At 67.1% G+C, this 18,453-nt stretch carries 13 protein-coding genes; 6 read left to right on the plus strand and 7 right to left on the minus strand.

Annotated features, from left to right (window positions below; translation table 11 throughout):
- Window positions 1-89: 89 nt before the first annotated feature.
- Together AC1DSD_RS15150 and AC1DSD_RS15155 are read left to right on the plus strand one after the other, a co-directional pair.
- Window positions 90-1,988, plus strand: a complete 1,899-nt coding sequence (locus AC1DSD_RS15150; protein ID WP_478031234.1) for a potassium transporter Kup — start codon at window positions 90-92, stop codon at window positions 1,986-1,988.
- 118 nt (window positions 1,989-2,106) lie between these two features.
- A complete protein-coding gene (locus AC1DSD_RS15155; RefSeq protein ID WP_478031235.1) occupies window positions 2,107-3,465 on the plus strand; it encodes a glycoside hydrolase family 27 protein in 1,359 nt (452 codons plus the stop codon).
- A gap of 77 nt (window positions 3,466-3,542) precedes the next feature.
- Here AC1DSD_RS15155 and AC1DSD_RS15160 read toward each other — a convergent pair whose 3' ends face one another.
- The 3 genes from AC1DSD_RS15160 to AC1DSD_RS15170 all read right to left on the minus strand — a co-directional run bounded on the left by AC1DSD_RS15160 (window position 3,543) and on the right by AC1DSD_RS15170 (window position 7,446).
- On the minus strand, window positions 3,543-4,949 hold the full coding sequence (locus AC1DSD_RS15160; protein ID WP_478031237.1) for a M20/M25/M40 family metallo-hydrolase: 1,407 nt from the start codon (window positions 4,947-4,949) through the stop codon (window positions 3,543-3,545).
- Between the two features lie 70 nt (window positions 4,950-5,019).
- The gene (locus AC1DSD_RS15165) at window positions 5,020-5,985 is read right to left on the minus strand and encodes an aspartyl protease family protein (RefSeq protein WP_478031238.1); all 966 of its coding nucleotides are present in this window, start codon (window positions 5,983-5,985) and stop codon (window positions 5,020-5,022) included.
- Between the two features lie 51 nt (window positions 5,986-6,036).
- Window positions 6,037-7,446, minus strand: coding sequence for a peptide MFS transporter (locus AC1DSD_RS15170; protein WP_478031240.1), 1,410 nt, complete (start codon window positions 7,444-7,446; stop codon window positions 6,037-6,039).
- A 338-nt stretch (window positions 7,447-7,784) separates the two neighbouring features.
- Here AC1DSD_RS15170 and AC1DSD_RS15175 point away from each other — a divergent pair, with 338 nt between their 5' ends.
- Window positions 7,785-9,206 carry a peptide MFS transporter gene (locus AC1DSD_RS15175; RefSeq protein ID WP_478031242.1) on the plus strand — a complete coding sequence of 474 codons (1,422 nt, stop codon included), beginning with the start codon at window positions 7,785-7,787 and terminating at the stop codon, window positions 9,204-9,206.
- A 299-nt stretch (window positions 9,207-9,505) separates the two neighbouring features.
- Here the strand turns inward: AC1DSD_RS15175 and smc are convergent, their stop codons facing one another.
- From smc to AC1DSD_RS15195, 4 genes are read right to left on the minus strand one after another with little or no spacing between them, the layout of a single operon-like run.
- Entirely contained in the window at window positions 9,506-12,904 is a 3,399-nt protein-coding gene (smc, locus tag AC1DSD_RS15180; RefSeq protein ID WP_478031243.1) for a chromosome segregation protein SMC, read from the minus strand.
- Window positions 12,905-12,935: 31 nt separating this feature from the next.
- Entirely contained in the window at window positions 12,936-13,679 is a 744-nt protein-coding gene (locus AC1DSD_RS15185) for a DsbA family protein (RefSeq protein ID WP_478031245.1), read from the minus strand.
- A 21-nt stretch (window positions 13,680-13,700) separates the two neighbouring features.
- Window positions 13,701-14,429 carry a thioredoxin domain-containing protein gene (locus AC1DSD_RS15190; protein ID WP_478031247.1) on the minus strand — a complete coding sequence of 243 codons (729 nt, stop codon included), beginning with the start codon at window positions 14,427-14,429 and terminating at the stop codon, window positions 13,701-13,703.
- Window positions 14,426-15,022: a DUF721 domain-containing protein gene (locus AC1DSD_RS15195; protein WP_478031248.1), complete on the minus strand. Its 597-nt coding sequence runs from the start codon at window positions 15,020-15,022 to the stop codon at window positions 14,426-14,428. The genes AC1DSD_RS15190 and AC1DSD_RS15195 overlap by 4 nt, the downstream gene beginning before the upstream one ends.
- Window positions 15,023-15,102: 80 nt before the next feature.
- Here AC1DSD_RS15195 and AC1DSD_RS15200 point away from each other — a divergent pair, with 80 nt between their 5' ends.
- Genes AC1DSD_RS15200 through nudC form a run of 3 tightly spaced genes read left to right on the plus strand, consistent with a single transcriptional unit; the run spans window position 15,103 to window position 18,301 of the window.
- On the plus strand, window positions 15,103-16,095 hold the full coding sequence (locus AC1DSD_RS15200; RefSeq protein ID WP_478031380.1) for an A/G-specific adenine glycosylase: 993 nt from the start codon (window positions 15,103-15,105) through the stop codon (window positions 16,093-16,095).
- Window positions 16,095-17,432 carry a serine hydrolase domain-containing protein gene (locus AC1DSD_RS15205; protein ID WP_478031250.1) on the plus strand — a complete coding sequence of 446 codons (1,338 nt, stop codon included), beginning with the start codon at window positions 16,095-16,097 and terminating at the stop codon, window positions 17,430-17,432. The genes AC1DSD_RS15200 and AC1DSD_RS15205 overlap by 1 nt, the downstream gene beginning before the upstream one ends.
- Entirely contained in the window at window positions 17,429-18,301 is an 873-nt protein-coding gene (nudC, locus tag AC1DSD_RS15210; RefSeq protein WP_478031252.1) for an NAD(+) diphosphatase, read from the plus strand. The genes AC1DSD_RS15205 and nudC overlap by 4 nt, the downstream gene beginning before the upstream one ends.
- Window positions 18,302-18,453: the final 152 nt, after the last annotated feature.

Consider the following 18,453-nt stretch of genomic DNA (forward strand, 5'->3'; position numbering starts at 1 on the left):
GATCGGCGCGCCAACAGGCGTAAAGCGCGCCGTCCTTCCCGGCAGGCCCATCCGACTCCATGTCAGCAGCCATTTCACCCCAAAAAACGATGTCGAAAAAGGCGCTTGCCGCGCTGACCATCGGCGCGATCGGCGTGGTATTCGGCGATATCGGGACCAGCCCGCTCTACGCCTTTCGCGAAGCACTGGGCCAGGCCGCAGCCGACGGGCTGACCGCCGACGAGATCCTCGGCGTGCTCAGCCTGGCCTTATGGTCGCTGATCCTGGTCGTCTCGATCAAATATGTCACCTTCCTGATGCGCGCCGACAATCAGGGCGAGGGCGGCGTGCTCGCGCTGGCGGCGCTCGCGCGGCGCGCGCTCGGCTGGCGCTCGCGCATCGCGTTGGTCCTCGGCGCGGCAGGCGCATCGCTGTTCTATGGCGACGCGATCATCACCCCATCGCTATCGGTGCTGTCGGCGGTCGAAGGCCTGCGCACGATTCCCGGCGGTGCTGATGCGATCGGCGAGCACACCATCATGGCGGTCACCATCGTGATCCTGATCGGGCTGTTCCTGATCCAGTCGCACGGCACCGCGCGCGTATCGGGATTGTTCGGCCCGGTCTGCGTCCTGTGGTTCCTGGTGATTGGCGGGCTGGGCCTGTACCATATCGCCGACGAGCCCGGCATCCTGTGGGCATTCAACCCTTATTATGCCGCCGGTTTCCTGGCGACACATGGCGTGCTCGGGTTGTTCGTGCTGGGCGCGGTGTTCCTGACGGTGACCGGGGCCGAGGCGCTGACCGCCGACATGGGGCATTTCGGGGCGAAGCCGATCCGGCTCGGCTGGTTCCTGCTCGCCTTTCCGGCCTTGTGCCTCAATTATCTCGGACAGGGCGCCTATACGCTCAACAAGCTCGAAGCAGTGCAGGCGGCCGGCGGCAAGTTCGAGAATGCCGACTGGTTCTTCCTGATGGCGCCCGAGCAGGTTCGCCCATTGCTCGTCATCCTGGCGACCTTGGCGACGATCATCGCCAGCCAGGCAGTGATCACCGGCGCCTATTCGCTGACCCAGCAGGCGGTCCAGCTCGGTTTCCTGCCGCGCCTCAGGGTGCGCAACACCTCGGCCGATTATGCCGGGCAGATCTATCTGCCGTCGATCAACTGGCTACTGCTGGTCGGCGTGCTGGTGCTGGTGATCCAGTTCCGCACCTCGTCGGCGATGGCCGCGGCCTACGGCATCGCGGTCACCGGGACGATGGTGATCACTACCCTGCTCGCTTATGTCGTGGTGCGGCACAGCTGGCATTGGCCGCGCCATTGGGCGCTGGCGCTGATCCTGCCGTTCCTGACGCTCGACCTGATCTTTTTCGGCGCCAATATCCTGCGCGTGATCGAAGGCGGCTGGGTGCCGCTGGTGATCGCCGCGTTGATCGGATTGGTCATCTTCACCTGGGTGCGCGGCAAGGCGATCGTGAAGACCTTCGAGCAACGCCAGAGCGTCCCGCTCGCCGACCTTGCTGCTGCGCTCGCGCGCCGCGCGCCCGAGCGCGTCGAAGGCACCGCGATCTTCCTGACCGGCAATCCCGACAGCGCGCCCGGGGCGTTGCTCCACAACCTCAAGCACAACAAGGTGCTGCACGAGGTCAATCTGGTCGCATCGGTGCGCACTACCGACCGGCCGCAAGTGCCGCCCGAGGAAAGGTGCGAGGTCAAACGGATCGACGACAATTTCAGCGTCGTCATCCTGCGCTACGGCTTCATGGAGACGCCCGACGTGCCGCGCGCGCTGGCCGACGCGACCGAGGCGGGGCTGATCGACCTGCACCCGATGAAGGCGAGCTATTTCATCGGCCGCAACACGCTCAAGCCCGATGCCGAGGTCGGCATGCCGTTATGGCAGGACCGCATCTTCATGTTCCTGCAGCGCAATGCCAGCGACCCGACCGACTTCCTCCATATCCCGCCGGGCAAGGTGCTCGAGCTGGGCGAGCAGGTGACGGTTTAGGCGTTCCTGAAGCGGTTGACGTCCCGACGAGCGAACTCAAATTGACTCGCGGGACGTCAGCAGCCAAGCGCTCGAGCCGGCGCGCTGGAAGTGCACCAGCAAAAAGGGGAGTGCAAATATGAACGGCCCGACGATCGACCGCCGCGCGCTGCTGCTGGGGACCGGCGCGGCCGCCGCGGCACCGGCCATCGCACGAGCCGGCCGCGCCCGCCGGAGCCCCCCGCTCGCGTCCACGCCGCCAATGGGGTGGAATAGCTGGAACAGCTTCGCCACCACGATCAACGAAGCCCAGGCGCTCGAGACCGCGACAATCATGGCGGCCAGACTGAAGCCGGCCGGCTACGACATCTTCACCATCGACATTCAATGGTACGAACCCGGCGCATCGAGCTACACTTATGCCGCCAAGCCAATGCCGACGATGGACGGCAATGGTCGGCTGCTTCCTGCCCCCAATCGATTTCCGTCGAGTGCGAACGGACGCGGCTTCGCGCCGATCGCGACGCACGTCCACCGGCTCGGGCTCAAGTTCGGCATCCACTTGATGCGCGGCATCCCGCGGCTGGCGGTCGAGCGCAATTTGCCGGTGCTCGGCACACGCTACAACGCGCGCGATATCGCCGATACCGCCAGCATTTGCCCGTGGAATCCCGATATGTACGGAGTCGATATGACCCGGCCGGGCGCGCAGGCTTATTACGACAGCGTCTTCCGGCTCTATGCGTCCTGGGGCGTCGATTTCGTCAAGATGGACGATATGAGCCGCCCCTATGACGCCCACGCGCCCGAGATCGAGGCCGCGCATCGCGCCATCCTTGCGACCGGGCGGCCGATCATCCTCAGCCTCTCGCCTGGCGAAACCCCGGTGATCCGCGCCGATCATGTCCGCAAACATGCGCAGATGTGGCGTATCTCGGACGATTTCTGGGACGAATGGCCGCTGCTGGAGGCGCAGTTCACGCGGCTGGAGAATTGGAACCCGCATCGCTCGCCCGGCTGCTGGCCCGACGCCGACATGCTGCCGCTCGGCCGCCTCGCGCTCGGGCAGCGCGACACCAAGTTCACGCCCGACGAGCAACGCACGCTGATGACCTTGTGGTCGATCGCACGCTCGCCGCTGATCATGGGCGGCGACCTGCGCCATCTCGACCAGGCGACGCTCGATCTGCTGACCAATCCCGAAGTGATCGCCGTCAACCAGCAGTCGAGCGACAACCGTCCGCACTTCCTGGCCGACGACACGCGTATATGGTCGGCGCGCCATCCCGACGGCGACACCTATCTCGCGCTGTTCAACACCGCTGCGAAGCCGCGCGAAATATCGATCGCCCTCAGCCAGCTCGGCCTGCGTGGCACGGTGCGCGTGCGCGATTGCTGGGCGCGCGCCGATGCCGGGACGGCGACGGGCCGGATCGTACGGAATGTGCCTTCGCATGGCGCGGCGTTGCTGCGTTTGAGCGGCGATAACCAGCGGTGACTTAGCTACTGGTGAGGCCAATGGCCCCTCCGGGTAGGCACCCACTTTGATCCGTTCACCGGTGAAGAAGGACTGAGTTACCCCGCATACGCCTTCACCAGGTCGTAGAGGTAATCGCGGCCGACATAGAGCGACTCGACGCGGATGCGTTCGTTCAATCCATGGATGCCGCTGAAGTCGGATTCGATGAACACGCCCGGCGCGCCATAGGTCGGGATGCCGATCGCTTCGAAGAAGATGCCGTCGGTGGCGCCGGTCGACATGCTGGGCAGCATCGGCACGCCGGGGAAATATTTGTCGGCCAGCGTCTTCATCGGTCCGACGATCTTGGGATCGAGCGTCGGCGGGATGCCGATCGGGCGGACTGGCTGGTTGGCGGTGACGGTCACCTTGGACCCGGCCAATTCTTTCAATTTGGCGAGCGTTCCGTCGACGCTTTCGCCCGGGAAGATGCGGCAATTGACGTTGGCGGTGGCCTTTTGCGGCAGCGCGTTCTCGGCATGGCCGGCGTTGAGCAAGGTCGCGACGCAGGTCGTCCTCAGGGTCGAATGCATCGCCTTGTCGAGCGAGACGATCTTGTCGGCCTCGGTATCACTGGGATTGGCGAGCAGCCGCTTGACGGCGGCGGCCATCGGCGCCGGTGTCTGCGGCGCGCCGGCGACCGCGGTGAAGAAGGCGCGGGTCGTGTCGGTGAACTTCACCGGGAATTCGTAGCCGCGCACTTTCTCGAGCGCGTCGGCAAGCTCGTAGATCGCGTTGTCGGGCACCGGCTGCGAACTGTGCCCGCCGGGATTGGTGGTGGTGAAGGTGAAGTTCTGCGCCGCTTTCTCGCCGACCTGAATCGCCAGCAACTCGCGCTCGCCCTTGGCATTGTAGCGCCCGCCGCCGCCTTCGTTGAGCGCAAATTCCGCGGCAATCAGATCGCGCTTGTTCGCGGCCAGCCATTGCGCGCCGTTGAACGCGTAAGTGGTCTCCTCGCCGCACGTCAGCGCCAGCTTGATCGTGCGCTTCGGTTTGTATCCGCTCGCCTTGAAGCGAATCATTGAATCGGCCCAGATCGCCGCCATCGCCTTGTCGTCGACCGTGCCGCGGCCATAATAGAAGCCGTTCTCCTCGATCAGCTTGAACGGATCGCGCACCCAATCCTCGCGCTTGGCGGCGACGACATCGATATGCGCAAGCAGCAGCATCGGCTTGGCCTTGGGGTCGCTACCCTTCAGGGTCGCGACCAACCCGCCATCCTTGGGATGGTCGGGGACCGAGAAGGGCGTCAGCTCGCTGTCGCTATAGCCCGCCGCCTTCATCCGCGCGGCGATCTGCGCGGTCGCCTGGGTGCAGCTGCCGATGTCGACCACCGTGTTGGTCTCGACCAGTTCCTTGTAGAGGCCGAAAAACGCTTGCTGGTCGGGACGGAGGTCGGCTGCCGCTCCGACCACCGGTTGCGCGACGAGGCCCGCCGCAATGATCCATCCCAAAGCGCGCATGCCGACCCCCGATTGTTGCGATGACCAGGAGACTAGAGCGCGAAATCAGGCGGCTGGCAACCGCCCGGGCTCAGGGACGCATGCGGGCCGAACTCGCCATCACGTTGCGCGGCAAGGTCAGGCGGATTTCGCGATTGGCGAAATCGATCTGGACACGGCGGAACAGCCGCAGCGAATCCATGCCGAGCATCAATGCCGGCGTATCGCTCAATCCGAACCGCTTGAACGGCACCGCATCGGCGAAGGCGATCGGCAATCCGTGGAAACCGACTCCGGCGATGTCGAGCGAGTCGATCACGCGGTAATCGGCCTGGAGATATTGGCCGGTCACCGCTTGCAGCGAAACCGTGCCGAGCGATTTTTCGGTCTTCACGCGCTTGAGCAATGCGAGGTTGCCGACGGTCACCGGCGACCCGGTGTCGATCACTACCGAGATGCGTCTGCCGCGATAGCGCGCGTCGGTGACGATCAGCTGGCCGTAGAGATTCTTGGCCTTGATGACGATGTCGTCAGGGCTGCCCATCAGGCCGCGCTTCTTGGAAGCGCGAACCTCCATCACATTCTTGTCGAAATCGATCGACACGGCGTGGCCCTTGAGCGCGTCGATACCCAGCATGCCCGGCGCGCCGAGATTGGTCGCCTCGACCGCCGGCGCCTCGATCAAGTCGGGCGCGATCATGTTCACGCGGAGATCGGAGAGCTTGTAGGTGCCGAGCTCGGTCTGCCCCGCCATCGTCGTCACGCGGACGCGGCGTCCGGTGGCGAGCTTGAGGACGTCGGCCAGTTCGCGCGACACCACCGTCCGTTCCGACCCGGTATCGATGATGAAGGAATAGGGACCGCTCGGCCCGATCGACACGGGAACGGTCATGCGCTGATCGGCATCGGCGAAGCCGAGCAGCTCGGATGCGGTCGCCGCGGTGGTCGCGCCGGTCGCCGGAACCACCGGCGGATCCTGGGGAACGCCGCTATCGGCCGACGACGGGGCACCCGTCGCGCCAAGGGCCAATATCAGCAAGGGGATAAACCCGCGCATGACGCGAATGTTACGCCCGTTCCGGTCTTGTACCAAGCGAATTCGTGGGTGTCAGCGCGACGCCGAATCTCCCTCTGGCACGGGTTCCAGCGCACGCGCGACCGGCCGCGCGATCGCCAGCATCAGCACGCCGCCGACCAAGCCGATCGTCCCGTCGAGCGCCCAGAAGGCGGCCGGGCTCATCGTGTCGTAGAAGCTGCCGACCCAGCCCATGATCACGCTGCCCAGGAAGAAGGACAAATACACCCCGCCCATCATCGTCGCGGTAACCTGTTTGGGCGCGGCCTGGCTGATCAGCGCCAGCAGCACCGGCCAGTAATAGAGAAACGCCACACCCATGCCGAAGAACCCGGCGAGCGCCCACCAAACGGCGGTCTTGCCGTCGGCACCGGGCAACAACGCGCCGGCGACGAGCACGAAGGCGGACAGGCCGGTCAACAGCGAGCCGATGCCGATCTTGGCGACGTCCGACGGCTCGCGCCCGCGCTTGGCCTGCCACGCCCACAGTGCCACCAACGGCGGCACCGCGACGACCGAGGCGAAGGGGTCGATCGAGTTGAACCAGGAGGGCGGCATATTGCCCCATGGCGTCGACAGGCTGACATGCTGGTCGACCCACAGCACCCCGATGCTCCAGATCATCGGAAAGGCGACGTTGGGAAACACGGTCATCGTTGCGACCAGGATTAGCAGCCACATCCGCTTGCGCTCGGCCGCAGTCATCGGCGGCAGCTCGACACGGTCGGCGCGCGGGCCGCGCCCGGCGAGATGGCGCTGGCCGGCGAGATAAATGATCAAAGCGAACAGCATCAGCACCGCCGCCGCGCCGAACCCGACATGCCAGCCATAGGCGGCGGCGAGCGCGCCGCAGGCCAGCGGTCCCAGGATCGCGCCGAGATTGATGCCGGCGGAAAAGATCGTGTAGCCCTGCGTCCGCCGCGATTCCGCCTCGGCCGGATAGAGCTCGCCGACCTGCGCCGCGATATTGCCCTTGAGACAGCCCGAGCCGAGGATCAGCAGCGACAATGCGAGCAGGAACGACGCATCGAACGCCATCGCCAGATGCCCGGCGCACATCAGCAAGGCGCCGATCACCACGGTGGCCTTGGCGCCCAGCCAGCGATCGGCGATCCAGCCGCCAAGGATCGGGGTGAAGTAGACCAGCCCGCTATACCAGCCATAGATCAACGAGGCGAAGGCGACATCGCTGAGCGCGCCGTGCCAGCTGAACACCTGCCGCAACGCCGCGAGTCCCAGCACATGCTCGGCATGGCCTGGCAGGAACAATTGCTGGACCATGTAGAGCGTCAGCAGCGAGGTCATGCCGTAATAGCTGAACCGCTCCCAGCATTCGGTGAAGGCAAGATAGGCGACCCCGCGCGGGTGGCCGAAAAAAACGGTGTCGGCGCGAGCGGCTTCGGTCATGCGCACGGTGGTGCCGTAGAGCTCGGCCTGGGGCAAGCGGTCGTCTGAGATTTCGCACGGGCGTCCGATGGTCCGTCAGGAGCTATATGTTTTCGCGCAAAGGCGCGAAGGCGCTAAGAAGGTTCGCGCAGAGGCGCAGAGGGCGCGGAGAAAAAAGAGAGCCCGCAAAGGCGAGGCCCTCAATTATCCGGCGCCCCGTCCGGAAGGAAAGCACCTCTGCGTTCTCCGCGCCTCTGCGCGAAAAAGAGCGCTTCGCGCCTTAGCGCCTTCGCGTGAACTATATCAGGCCGCCGGGGCGAATGATCCCCGGACGCTGCCCATTGCCCCTGCCGTGCCATCGCCCTAGCCTCACTCTTTCGAGTGGGAGCGGGTGCGTGACGATCGAAGAACCGGATGCCGGGCCGCGACCCGTCGATGTGCCGCATCGTCGCGAATTCCTGGGGCACCCCGTCGGCCTGCCGGTCATCGCCTTCACCGAAGCGTTCGAGCGCTTTTCCTATTACGGCATGCAGACCTTGCTGGTGCTGTACATGGTCAAGGCGCTGCTGCTGGCGCCGCATGTCGAGCATATCGTCGGGTTCGGCTGGTTCAGCAACGTGCTGGCAGGGATTTATGGCGCGCCGCCCAACACCCAGGCGCTCGCCTCGCACATCTTCGGCACCTATACGATGCTGGTCTATGTCACCCCGATCCTGGGCGGGCTGCTCGCCGATCGCTGGCTGGGCAAGACGCTGACCGTGACGATCGGCGCGCTGCTGATGGCGGCGGGCCATTTCCTGATGGCGTTCGACGTGTCGTTCCTGCTCGCCTTGCTGTTGCTCGTGCTCGGCGTCGGCTGCTTGAAGGGCAATCTCGCGAGCCAGGTCGGCGGGCTCTACGCGCCGGGCGACGGCCGCGCGACCGATGCCTTCCAGATCTATTATATCGGCATCAGCCTCGGTGCGTTCTTCGCGCCGTTGGTCTGCGGCGCATTGGGCGAGGAAGTCGGCTGGCATTGGGGATTCGGCGCGGCCGGCGTCGGGATGGTGATCGGGCTGGTCATCTATCTGGCGGGTCGCCGCCATCTGCCGCCCGACCCACTGATCGAGCGGCGAGCGGCGCGCGCATCGGCGGCACCGCGCCCGGCGATGACGCGGCGCGATATCGTCGTGCTGGTGCTGCTGCTGTTCATGGTCCCGGTGCTGGCGGTGAGTGCGATCGGCAACCAGCAGATGTTCAACGCCTATCTGGTCTGGGCCGACCGGTCCTACGAATTCATGCTGTTCGGGCACCGTATGCCGACCTCGTTCCTGGTCTCGTTCGACGCCTTCACCGGGTTCGTGACGCTGGCCGGCGCGGTGGCGTTCTGGCGCTGGTATGCGCGGCATTGGCGCGAGCCCGACGAGATGACCAAGCTGATCATCGGCTGCCTGATCTCGTCGTCCGCGTTCCTGTTGGTGATGATCGTCGCCAGCCGTCACGAGGCGACCGGGGTCAAGCCGGCTTTATGGGTCGCGCTCGCCGTCAACACGCTCAACAATCTGGGGTTCGCCAACGTCTTTCCGGTCAGCCTCGCGCTCTATTCGCGTGCCGCGCCGCGAGCGATCTCGGGGACGGTGGTCGGCATCTATTACCTGTTCCTCGCGCTGGCCAATTACCTGGTCGGCGTGGTCGGCGGCTGGCTCGAGATCATGCCGGCCGGGCAATTCTGGGGAATCCATGTCGGCGCGATCCTGGGCGCGGCGGCGGTGTTCGTGGCGATCAAGCTGGTGTTCGGGAAGTTGTTGTTGCCGGAGCAAATAGGGCAGCAGCCGTGATCGCGATAGCACTCGCGCTGGCATTGGCCATCTCGGCGGACAAGCCGACCACTTACAAGCTGGTCGGCGGGCCAACGGACACAATCTATCCGAATCTGCGGCGATGCGAGCGCGCTCGGCGAATTGAGTCGAGGAAAATACGAGATCGAATGCAACGAGCTCGCGCCAATCTGAGACGGCCACACCATTATCGCGCTACGGTTGAACCAATTTGCCTTCCCTGGTGACGGATCAGAAGCAAGTTTCGTCAAAACAGCGTTATGTGCGTCCGCAGGCGACGCCCGCGCTGGCCGAGCACCTCACTCCGCAGCCAGCAAACTCTCCGCGCCGCCCAGGTCGACCGACACCAGCCGGCTGACCCCGCGTTCGACCATGGTCACGCCGAACAGGCGGTGCATGCGGCTCATCGTCACCGCATTGTGCGTGACGATCAGATAGCGCGTCGCAGTCTCCACGGTCATACGGTCGAGCAGGTCGCAGAAGCGCTCGATATTGGCGTCGTCGAGCGGGGCATCGACTTCGTCGAGCACGCAGATCGGCGCGGGGTTGGTCAGGAACAGGCCGAAGATCAGCGCGACCGCGGTCAGCGCCTGTTCGCCGCCCGATAGCAAGGTAAGCGATTGCAATTTCTTGCCCGGCGGCTGCGCCATGATCTCGAGGCCAGCCTCGAGCGGATCGTCCGAATCGACCAGTTCGAGCCGCGCCGCGCCGCCGTTGAACAAGGTCGTGAACAGCCGCTGGAAATGGCCGTTGACCGCCTCGAACGCGGCGAGCAGGCGTTGCCGGCCTTCGCGGTTGAGCGTCCCGATCGAGCCGCGCAGTTGCGCCACCGCCTGGCCGAGCTCGTCGCGCTCGGCCGCGGCGTCGGTGCGCTGCGAATCGAGGTCGGCGAGTTCGGTTTCGGCGACCAGATTGACTGGCCCGAGCCGCTCGCGATCGATCAGCAATTTGTCGTGCTTGACCGATTCGTCCTGCGGATCGCCGACGTCGTCGAGATCGAACCCGACGCGCTCGCCGAGCAGGGGCGGCGGGCAAGCGAAGCGCTCGCCCGACAGTCGCGCCATCTCGATCCGTCGCAGATCCTGGTTTTCCGCGCGCGCCGTGGCTCCAGCGCGGGCCTCGCGCGCCAGCGACAGCGCTTCGGCGGCGATGCGGCCCGCTTCCTCGGTCGTGCGGACGCGCGATTCGGCCTCGCGCTCGGTGACCGCCGCGGTGTCGGCGGCAGTGCGCAGCTCGGCATGGCCGGCTTCGTGCGCGGCAATCTGCGTGGCGAGTTCGGCCGGGCGCGCTTCCGCCGCTTCGGCCTCGGCGGCGAGTTGCGCCTCGCGTTTGTCCATATCGGCGATGCGCTTGGCCGCCTCGCCGGCGCGCGCTTTCCAGCCTTTCTGCTCGGCCTCGGCCGCCGCCAGCCGTTCGCGGTCGGCGGCGATCGCACGGTCGAGCTGGGCGCGATCGGTGCGCGCGTTGGAGGCATTGGCGCGGCGCGCCTCGGCCTCGGCCTGGAGCCGCGCCACCGCGGCGCGCGTGTCGGCGCCGTCGGGCAAAGCGGCGCGGGCCGCCTCGGCGCGCGCCAGTTCGGTTTCGGCTTCGCCGACTTCGGCCGCCACCCGGCGCCCACGCGTATCGAGATCGGCACGCTGCGCCTCGATCCGTTCGAGCTGCGCGGTGGCGCGGTCCTCGGTACGAGTCGCCTCGCGCGCGGCATTCTCGGCGCGCTCGAGCGACGCGCGCGCTGCCTGGGCGTCGGCGCGCGCGGAAGCGATGCGGCGTTCGGCCTCGTCGAGCTGGCCATTGGCCTTCTCCACCGCGCCTTGCGCCCTGGGCCGTGCCTTGTTGAGCGCGGCCAAGCGGTTGATCCGTTCGAGCCGTTCGGCTGCCGCCGCGCCACCCGATTTGGCGACATAGCCGTCCCAGCGCCGCAAGGTACCGCCAAGCGTCACCAGCCGTTGCCCGACCGCGAGCGCTTGGCCGTCGTCGCGTTCGGCGACCAGAATCTGCGCCAATCGCCTCGCCAGCGCCGCGGGCGCTTCGACATGATCGGCGAGCCGCGTCAGCGCGCCTGCCGCCGGATCGCCCGGCTGCGGCTCGGCGCCAGCCCAATAGCGATCGGCCGCGGCGTCGAGCCCGGTTTCGAGATCGTCGCCGAGGGCGGCCGCCAGCGCGCGCTCGTACCCCGGCGCGGCGCGGACATGGTCGAGCAGGCGGTCGCGTCCCGACGGGCGGGTCGTCTTTTCGAGCGCGAGCACTTCGCTTTCGATCGCGGCGAGCTCGGCGCGTGCCGCGGCCCGCGCCTGTTCGGCGGCGTCGCGCGCCTCCTGCGCTGCGCGTTCGTCGGCGTCGGCACGGGCACGGGCGCCGCGCGCGGTTTCGGTCGAATCGAGCGCGTCGGCGCGCGCCTTGATCGCGCGGTCGCGTTCCTCGCGCAGCGGCGCGGCATCGCCCAGCGCCTTCAGTTCGGCGGCCAGGCTCGTCTGATCGCGCAACGCGCGGTCGTGCCGCGCCTTGGCCGCCGCCGCCGCCGCGTCGGCAACACGCGCATCGGCGAGTTCGGCCGCTTGCCGGCTCATCGCTTGGGCAAGCGCGACATCGGCGTCGCGCGCCGCGCGTTCGGCCTCGGCCAAATTGGCGTCGAGCGCGGGGAGCCGCGCGGCGGCCTCGTCGGCGCGTTTCGCCAGCATCTTGGCTTCGGCATCGAGCCGCGCCAGCGCCTCGGCGGCATCGACCGCCAGCGCCCCTTCGCGCTCGCGGTCCTCGCCGATCCGGTTGCGTTGTCCAGCAAGCTCGACGATCCGCCGCTCGGCCGCGCTGTGTTCGGCGCGCAGACCGGCGAGCGCATGCGCCGCCTCGCTCGCCGCTTCACGCGCCGCGGTCGCCACCGCGCGGGCGTCGCCCAGCGCTTCGGTTGCGGCATGCTGGTGCGCGGTCGCCGCGCGCTGCGCCTCGGCGGCGGCCGCCACTTTCTCCTCGCATTGCGCGGCTTCAGCCTTGGCGGCATCGGCCGCCGTCGCGGCGTCGCGCCAGCGCGCGAAGACCATCCGCCCTTCGGCGACGCGGATCTGATCCGAGAGCAGCCGATAGCGCTCGGCCTGGCGCGCCTGACGCCGCAGTGCCGAGGCGCGCGCTTCCTGGTCGGCCATGATCTCGTCGAGCCGCAGCAGATTGGCTTCGGTCGCGCGCAGTTTCTGCTCGGCATCCTTGCGGCGGACATGGAGACCGGCGATCCCGGCGGCCTCCTCGAGCATTGCGCGGCGTTCGGTCGGCCGCGCCGAGATCACCGCGCTGATCCGACCCTGGCTGACCAACGCCGGCGAATGCGCGCCGGTCGCGGCATCGGCGAACAGCAAGGCGACGTCCTTGGCGCGGACGTCGCGCCCGTCTATGCGATAGGCCGATCCCGCGCCGCGCTCGATCCGCCGCACCACTTCGGTCTCGCTGCCGTCGATCTCGGCCAGGATCGACACTTCGGCGAAATCGCGCGCGGTGCGCTTGTCGGTGCCGGCGAAGATGACGTCGTCCATCCCGGCGCCGCGCATCGACTTCGGGCTGTTCTCGCCCATCGTCCAGCGCAGCGCTTCGAGCAGGTTGGACTTGCCGCAGCCATTGGGGCCGACCACGCCGGTCAGCCCCGGTTCGATGCGGAGATCGGCCGCGTCGACGAAGCTTTTGAACCCCGACAGTCTCAGCCGTTTTATCTGCATTCGCTCAATGGCCCCCCGGCGCGGTCAACCGTCAGGCGCCCCGTGCCTTGAGCACGGGTTCGAGCGTCGCCCAGTCGCCGACATCGTTGAGCTTCTCGCCATTGATGATGAAGGTCGGCGTGCCGCTGATCTGGAACTTGTCGTTGGCGAACTTGGTGCGCTCGACCAGCTTGTCGACCGCCGCCTTGTCGTTGAGGCAGGCGCGCGCCTTGTCCTCGGGCAGGCCGCGCTGCTTCATGAAATCGAGATAGCCGAGCCCCTCGGCATACATGGTCGCGACCTGGTTCGGGGTCGCGCCTTGCGCCGCCTGGACCTTGGCCGACACCGCCTGCTCGTTGGTCAGCAAGGTCTGCTGGTTGGCGAACATCTGATCGAGGATCGGGAAGAAGGTCGCGGTGTCGCCCGAACATTGGCCGAGCAGGATCGGGCCGAGGTCGAGCGGACCATGGACCGGATATTCGCGGAATTCGTAGCTGACCTTGCCCGCGGAAATGTACTTCTCCTTGAGCGCCGGGAACCCTTCCTGATCGAACTTGCCGCAATAGGGGCAGGCGCGCGATCCATATTCGACGATCTTGAGCGGCGCATCGGGATTGCCCATCCGCATGCCGCCTTCGGGCGTCTTCACGACCGTGTCGACCCAGGCGGTACCGGCGGGAGCGGGCTTGGCGGCGACCGGCGCGGCAGGAGTCGCGCTGTTGGCGTCGCTGCCCGACCCGCCGCAAGCGGCGAGCGCCAGCAGCGGCAGAGCGGCGAAAAGGGGCAAGATCTTCATGTACTACTCCCTTGGGAAAATTCAGGCGCCGGCGGCGGCGAGCAATGGCTGCAATGCCGCCCAGTCATAGACGTTATCGGCCTTGGTACCATTGATGACGAAAGTCGGCGTGCCGCTCACCGCATATTGCTTCTCGGCAGCATTGGTCACCGCGACGATCCGGTCGACCCCGGCACGCGCGGCGAGACAGGCCTGCGCCCGCGCCGGCGCCATGCCGCGGCGCTTGACGAAATCGACATAGCCGAGATCGGTCGCGAAGCTGGTCGCGATCTGGTTGGGGGTCGGCTTGGTCATCGCCTGGACCTTGGCCTCGGCCGCCTGCGCCTTGGCGGTCAGCGCCTGCTGGTTGGCGAACATCGCATCGAGCAACGGAAAGAATTGCGCCGGCGAGACGCAATGGCCGAGCAGGATCGGCCCGAGATCGAACGCGCCATGGACCGGATAATCGCGGAATTCGTAGCTGAGCTTGCCGGCGGCGATCGGCCCGGCCTTGAGCACGGGAAGCCCTTCCTTGTCGAACAGCGCGCAATGCGGGCAAGTGCGCGAGCCATATTCGATCAGCTTTACCTTGGCATTGGGATTGCCCATCCGCATCCCGCCTTCGGGAGTCGCAGCGACGACGTTGATCCAATTGACCTTGGCCGGGGCGCGTTTGGCCGGAGCGGCCTTCTTCACCGGCGCCTTGGTCGCGGCGCCGGCGGCCAGCGGGAGCCCGGCAATCAGCGCCAGCACCATCAACGAACGGATCATTTCTCGGTCTTTCCGATGACGGGCACTTTGACGGGCCCAAGGACGGGGATGCCGCGATTGCTGGCGACGCCGGCGGCGAGCGCGGCGAGCACTGCCTGCAATTCGGGATCGGCGATCGCGCGCAGCCCCGGGCCGAGTTCGGCGGGCGGAGTCGGCGCGGGGCGCAGGCTGGGGGGCGCGGTCCGCGGCGTGCGCTCGGCGACGCGCCCCTGTTTGAGCGTCAGCCGCGCGACCGCCGCGTAACCGAAGAAGCGATTGACCCGCTCGACGATCTCGGGCGCGATATGCTGCATCATCGACGCGTGCGCGCCCTTGACCGTAACCGTCAGCACGCCATCGGCCTTCTTGCCGGGCGGGAAGCGGATCGATTCGGGCGACGATACGCCGGCATATTTGGGTCCGACGATTTCTGCCCAGCGCGTGACGATTCCGGACTGGATGAAGCCGAACCGCCGGAAAGCGGCGCCGCCGACCTGTGGCAGCAAGTCGCCGACCGCGCGCGCCGGTCCACCCCGCGGGCGCCCAGAATCCTTGGCGAAGCCTTTGGCCGGCGCGGGTTTAGCCGGGCCTTTGGGGGTGGCGCGCTTGCTCATTCGGTCATCCATGCCATAGCCGCGGGGTGGCCGCCAAGCTTCCTTCCGCACCATCCCTGTCCGGTTTTGTCGCGCCGGCGCTGTTGCGCTGGTACGACACCCATCGCCGCACCCTGCCATGGCGCGCCGGGCCGGGCGAGCGTGCGGATCCCTATCGCGTCTGGCTGTCCGAAGTGATGCTGCAACAGACCACCGTCGCGACGGTCGGGCCGCGCTTCGCCGCCTGGGTCGCGCGCTGGCCCGATTTCGCCAGCCTGGCCAGCGCCGACGAAGCTGACGTCATGGCGGCGTGGGCGGGGCTGGGCTATTACGCCCGGGCGCGCAACCTGGTCGCCTGCGCACGCGCAGTCGTCGCCGAACATGAGGGCGTTTTCCCGCGCACCGAGGCCGAGCTGCGCGCGCTGCCCGGGATCGGCGACTATACCGCCGCCGCGATCGCCGCGATCGCGTTCGACGAGCCCGCAACCGTGGTCGACGCCAATGTCGAGCGCGTCGTCGCGCGGCTGTTCCGACTGGAAGACAAGGCGACGATCCGCCCCGCCGCAGCAACGCTGACGCCGGCCGTCCGCACCGGCGATTTCGCCCAGGCGATGATGGATCTGGGCGCCACGATCTGCACGGCGCGCGTGCCCAAATGCCTGTTGTGCCCGCTGCGCGACGGATGCGCGGCCCATGCGGCGGGCGATCAGGAGCTTTATCCGGTCAAGCCGGCCAAGGCCGCCAAGCCGACGCGGCACGGCACGATCTTCTGGGCGCGCAATGGCGGCGACGTGCTGCTGGTGCGCCGGCCGCCAAAGGGATTGCTCGGCGGCATGCGCGCGCTGCCGACCGGACCGTGGAGCGCCGAGCCGCCTGGCCTGGCCGATGCGCCCGCGCCTGCTGATTGGCGCCTGCTCCCCGCGACGGTCGAGCACGTCTTTACCCATTTCAGATTGCAACTCGTGCTTGCGACCGCGCCGATCGATCGGCATGCAGCGCCGGACGGCGCCATATGGTGGCCGATCGAGTCGCTGGGGGAGGCGGGTCTGCCGACCGTCTTCGCCAAGGCGGCGAGCGCGACGGGAGAGCCTTGATGATCCGCCTGACTCCTTTCCTCACCGCCACCGCGACGATCGCGTTGCTGACCGGCGCCGGCATCGCCCAGACCGCCAGCGTACCGCTGCCCGCACCGGCTGCGGCACCCGCGACCGCCAGCCCGCTGCCCGCCACCCAGGCGCTCTATGATTCCTACGTCGCCGCCAACAAGATGCCCGGCATTGTCGGCGCGTTCGGCGCGGGCGACTTCCCGACCTCGTTCGTCTCGGCCGGCAAGATCGCGACCGACGCCAATGCCGCGCCGGCCGGTCCCGACAGCCTGTGGCGGGTCTATTCGATGACCAAGCCGATCACCGCGATGGCGGCGATGATCCTGATCGAAGACGGCAAGATGAAGCTCGACGAACCGGTCAGCGACTTCCTGCCCGCATTCAAGAATATGCGCGTCCAGCTCAACGAGAATACCGTCGACAGCCGTCCGGCGGCGCGCCCGATCACGATCCGCAACCTGCTGACGCACACTGCCGGCCTGGGCTATAATATCGTCACCAAGGGGCCGTTGCTCCAGCTTTATATGGACAAGGGTCTCACCCCTGGTCAGGTCAATGCGGCGATGGAGGTCGATGCGCGCAAGACGCGTCCCGCATCGCTGCAGGAATTCGCCGACCGGGTCGCGACCGTCCCGCTGATCGCCGATCCGGGGACCAAGTGGAGCTATTCGATCGGGCTCGACCTGATGGGCGCGGTGATCGAGAAAGCCAGCGGGATGCGGTTCGAGGCATTCGTCCAGCAACGCATTTTCGACCCGCTCAAGATGAAGTCGAGCTATTGGTCCGTGCCGGCGAGCGAGGTCGGGCGGTTGTCGACCAATTACGCGTTCCTGCCCGGCGACAAGCTCTTCGCGCTCGATCCGGCGGCGACCTCGGCCTATCTGTCGTCGCCCAGCTTTCCTTATGGCGGTGCCGGGCTGGTCATGTCGGCGCGCGATTACGACACGTTCCTGCACATGCTGCAGAATTACGGCGAACTCGACGGCGTCCGCATCATGAAGCCCGAGACCGCCAAACTCGCCATGTCCAACCTGCTGCCCGCAGGCGTCGAGTTCGGCGGCGTGGCGGGCGCCACCGGCGGCACCTCCGGCCCCAAGATGGGCTTCGGCGCCGGCGGATCGGTGGTGCTGGAGGACAAGGCGAATTCGATGGGCACTGGCACTTATGGCTGGGGCGGCGCTGCCGGCACCGCGGCCTGGGTCAATCCGGCCAAGAAGATCCGCGGCACGATCATGGTCAATTACTTCCCCGCCGACAAATGGCCGATCCGCGACGAGACGGTAAAGGCGCTGATCAGCGACATGCAGCGATTCAAGACCAAGTGATTCGCCCAGGTTTTACCGGTAGCCCACTAGATCGGGCCGACCCGCTGCGTCACGATGCCGAGAAACTGGCGGCGGCGATGGGCGACTGGCGCGCCAAGCTGCTCAAGCTCGACAATTTCGAGCCCGACGTGGCCGAGGACGGCACGCTTGGCTGGACCAGCCTGGCCGATGCGCCTGACGATGCCGAATTGGTCCTGCTCGGGCTGATCGAGGGCAAGCCGCATTTCGCCGCTTATGTGCCGGGGATGCGCGCGCCGGCGGGACGCTCGCCCAGCCTGTTCCGCGCGCTCGACCAGATGCGGCCCGAGGAAGCAGAGACTTATGCCGCGGCGCGGAGCGTGCTCGATTGGCATAGCCGCCACCAATTCTGCCCCAATTGCGGGACGCAGACCGCGATGTTCCGCGCCGGCTGGGGGCGTTTGTGCCCTAAGTGCGGCGCCGAGCATTTCCCGCGCACCGATCCGGTGGTAATCATGATCGCCGAGCATTCGGGCCGCGCTTTGGTCGGACGCGGGCCGCAATGGCCGGCGGGGCGCTATTCGGCGCTGGCTGGGTTCATGGAGCCGGGCGAATCGATCGAGGAAGCGGTCGCGCGCGAGATTTTCGAGGAAGCCGGCGTGCGCGTCCGCAACGTCCGCTACATCGCCAGCCAGCCCTGGCCGTTCCCCTCGTCGCTGATGATGGCGTGCATCGGCGAGGCAGAGGACGACGTCATCACGATCGATCCGCACGAATTGCAGGACGCGATGTGGGTCAGCCGCGAGGATGTGCGCAAGTCGCTGGCCGGCGACCCGTCCGCGCCGTTCCTGTCGCCCCCGCATTACGCGATCGCGCATACCTTGCTGACGGCGTGGGTGGAGGAGGGATAGTCTCGCCTTCCTGGCCTAAACCGCTAGGCGGGGTCGAAGGGACCGAAAGGTCTATTCATGGTCGAGCAGATCAAATCTGATCGTCATGCCGGGCTCGTCCCGGCATCCACTGTGCAGGTTAGCGAGCAGCAGGAGCTTCTTTTCCCGGGCTT

The sequence above is a fragment of the Sphingomonas sp. P4_D12 genome, assembly GCF_056401895.1.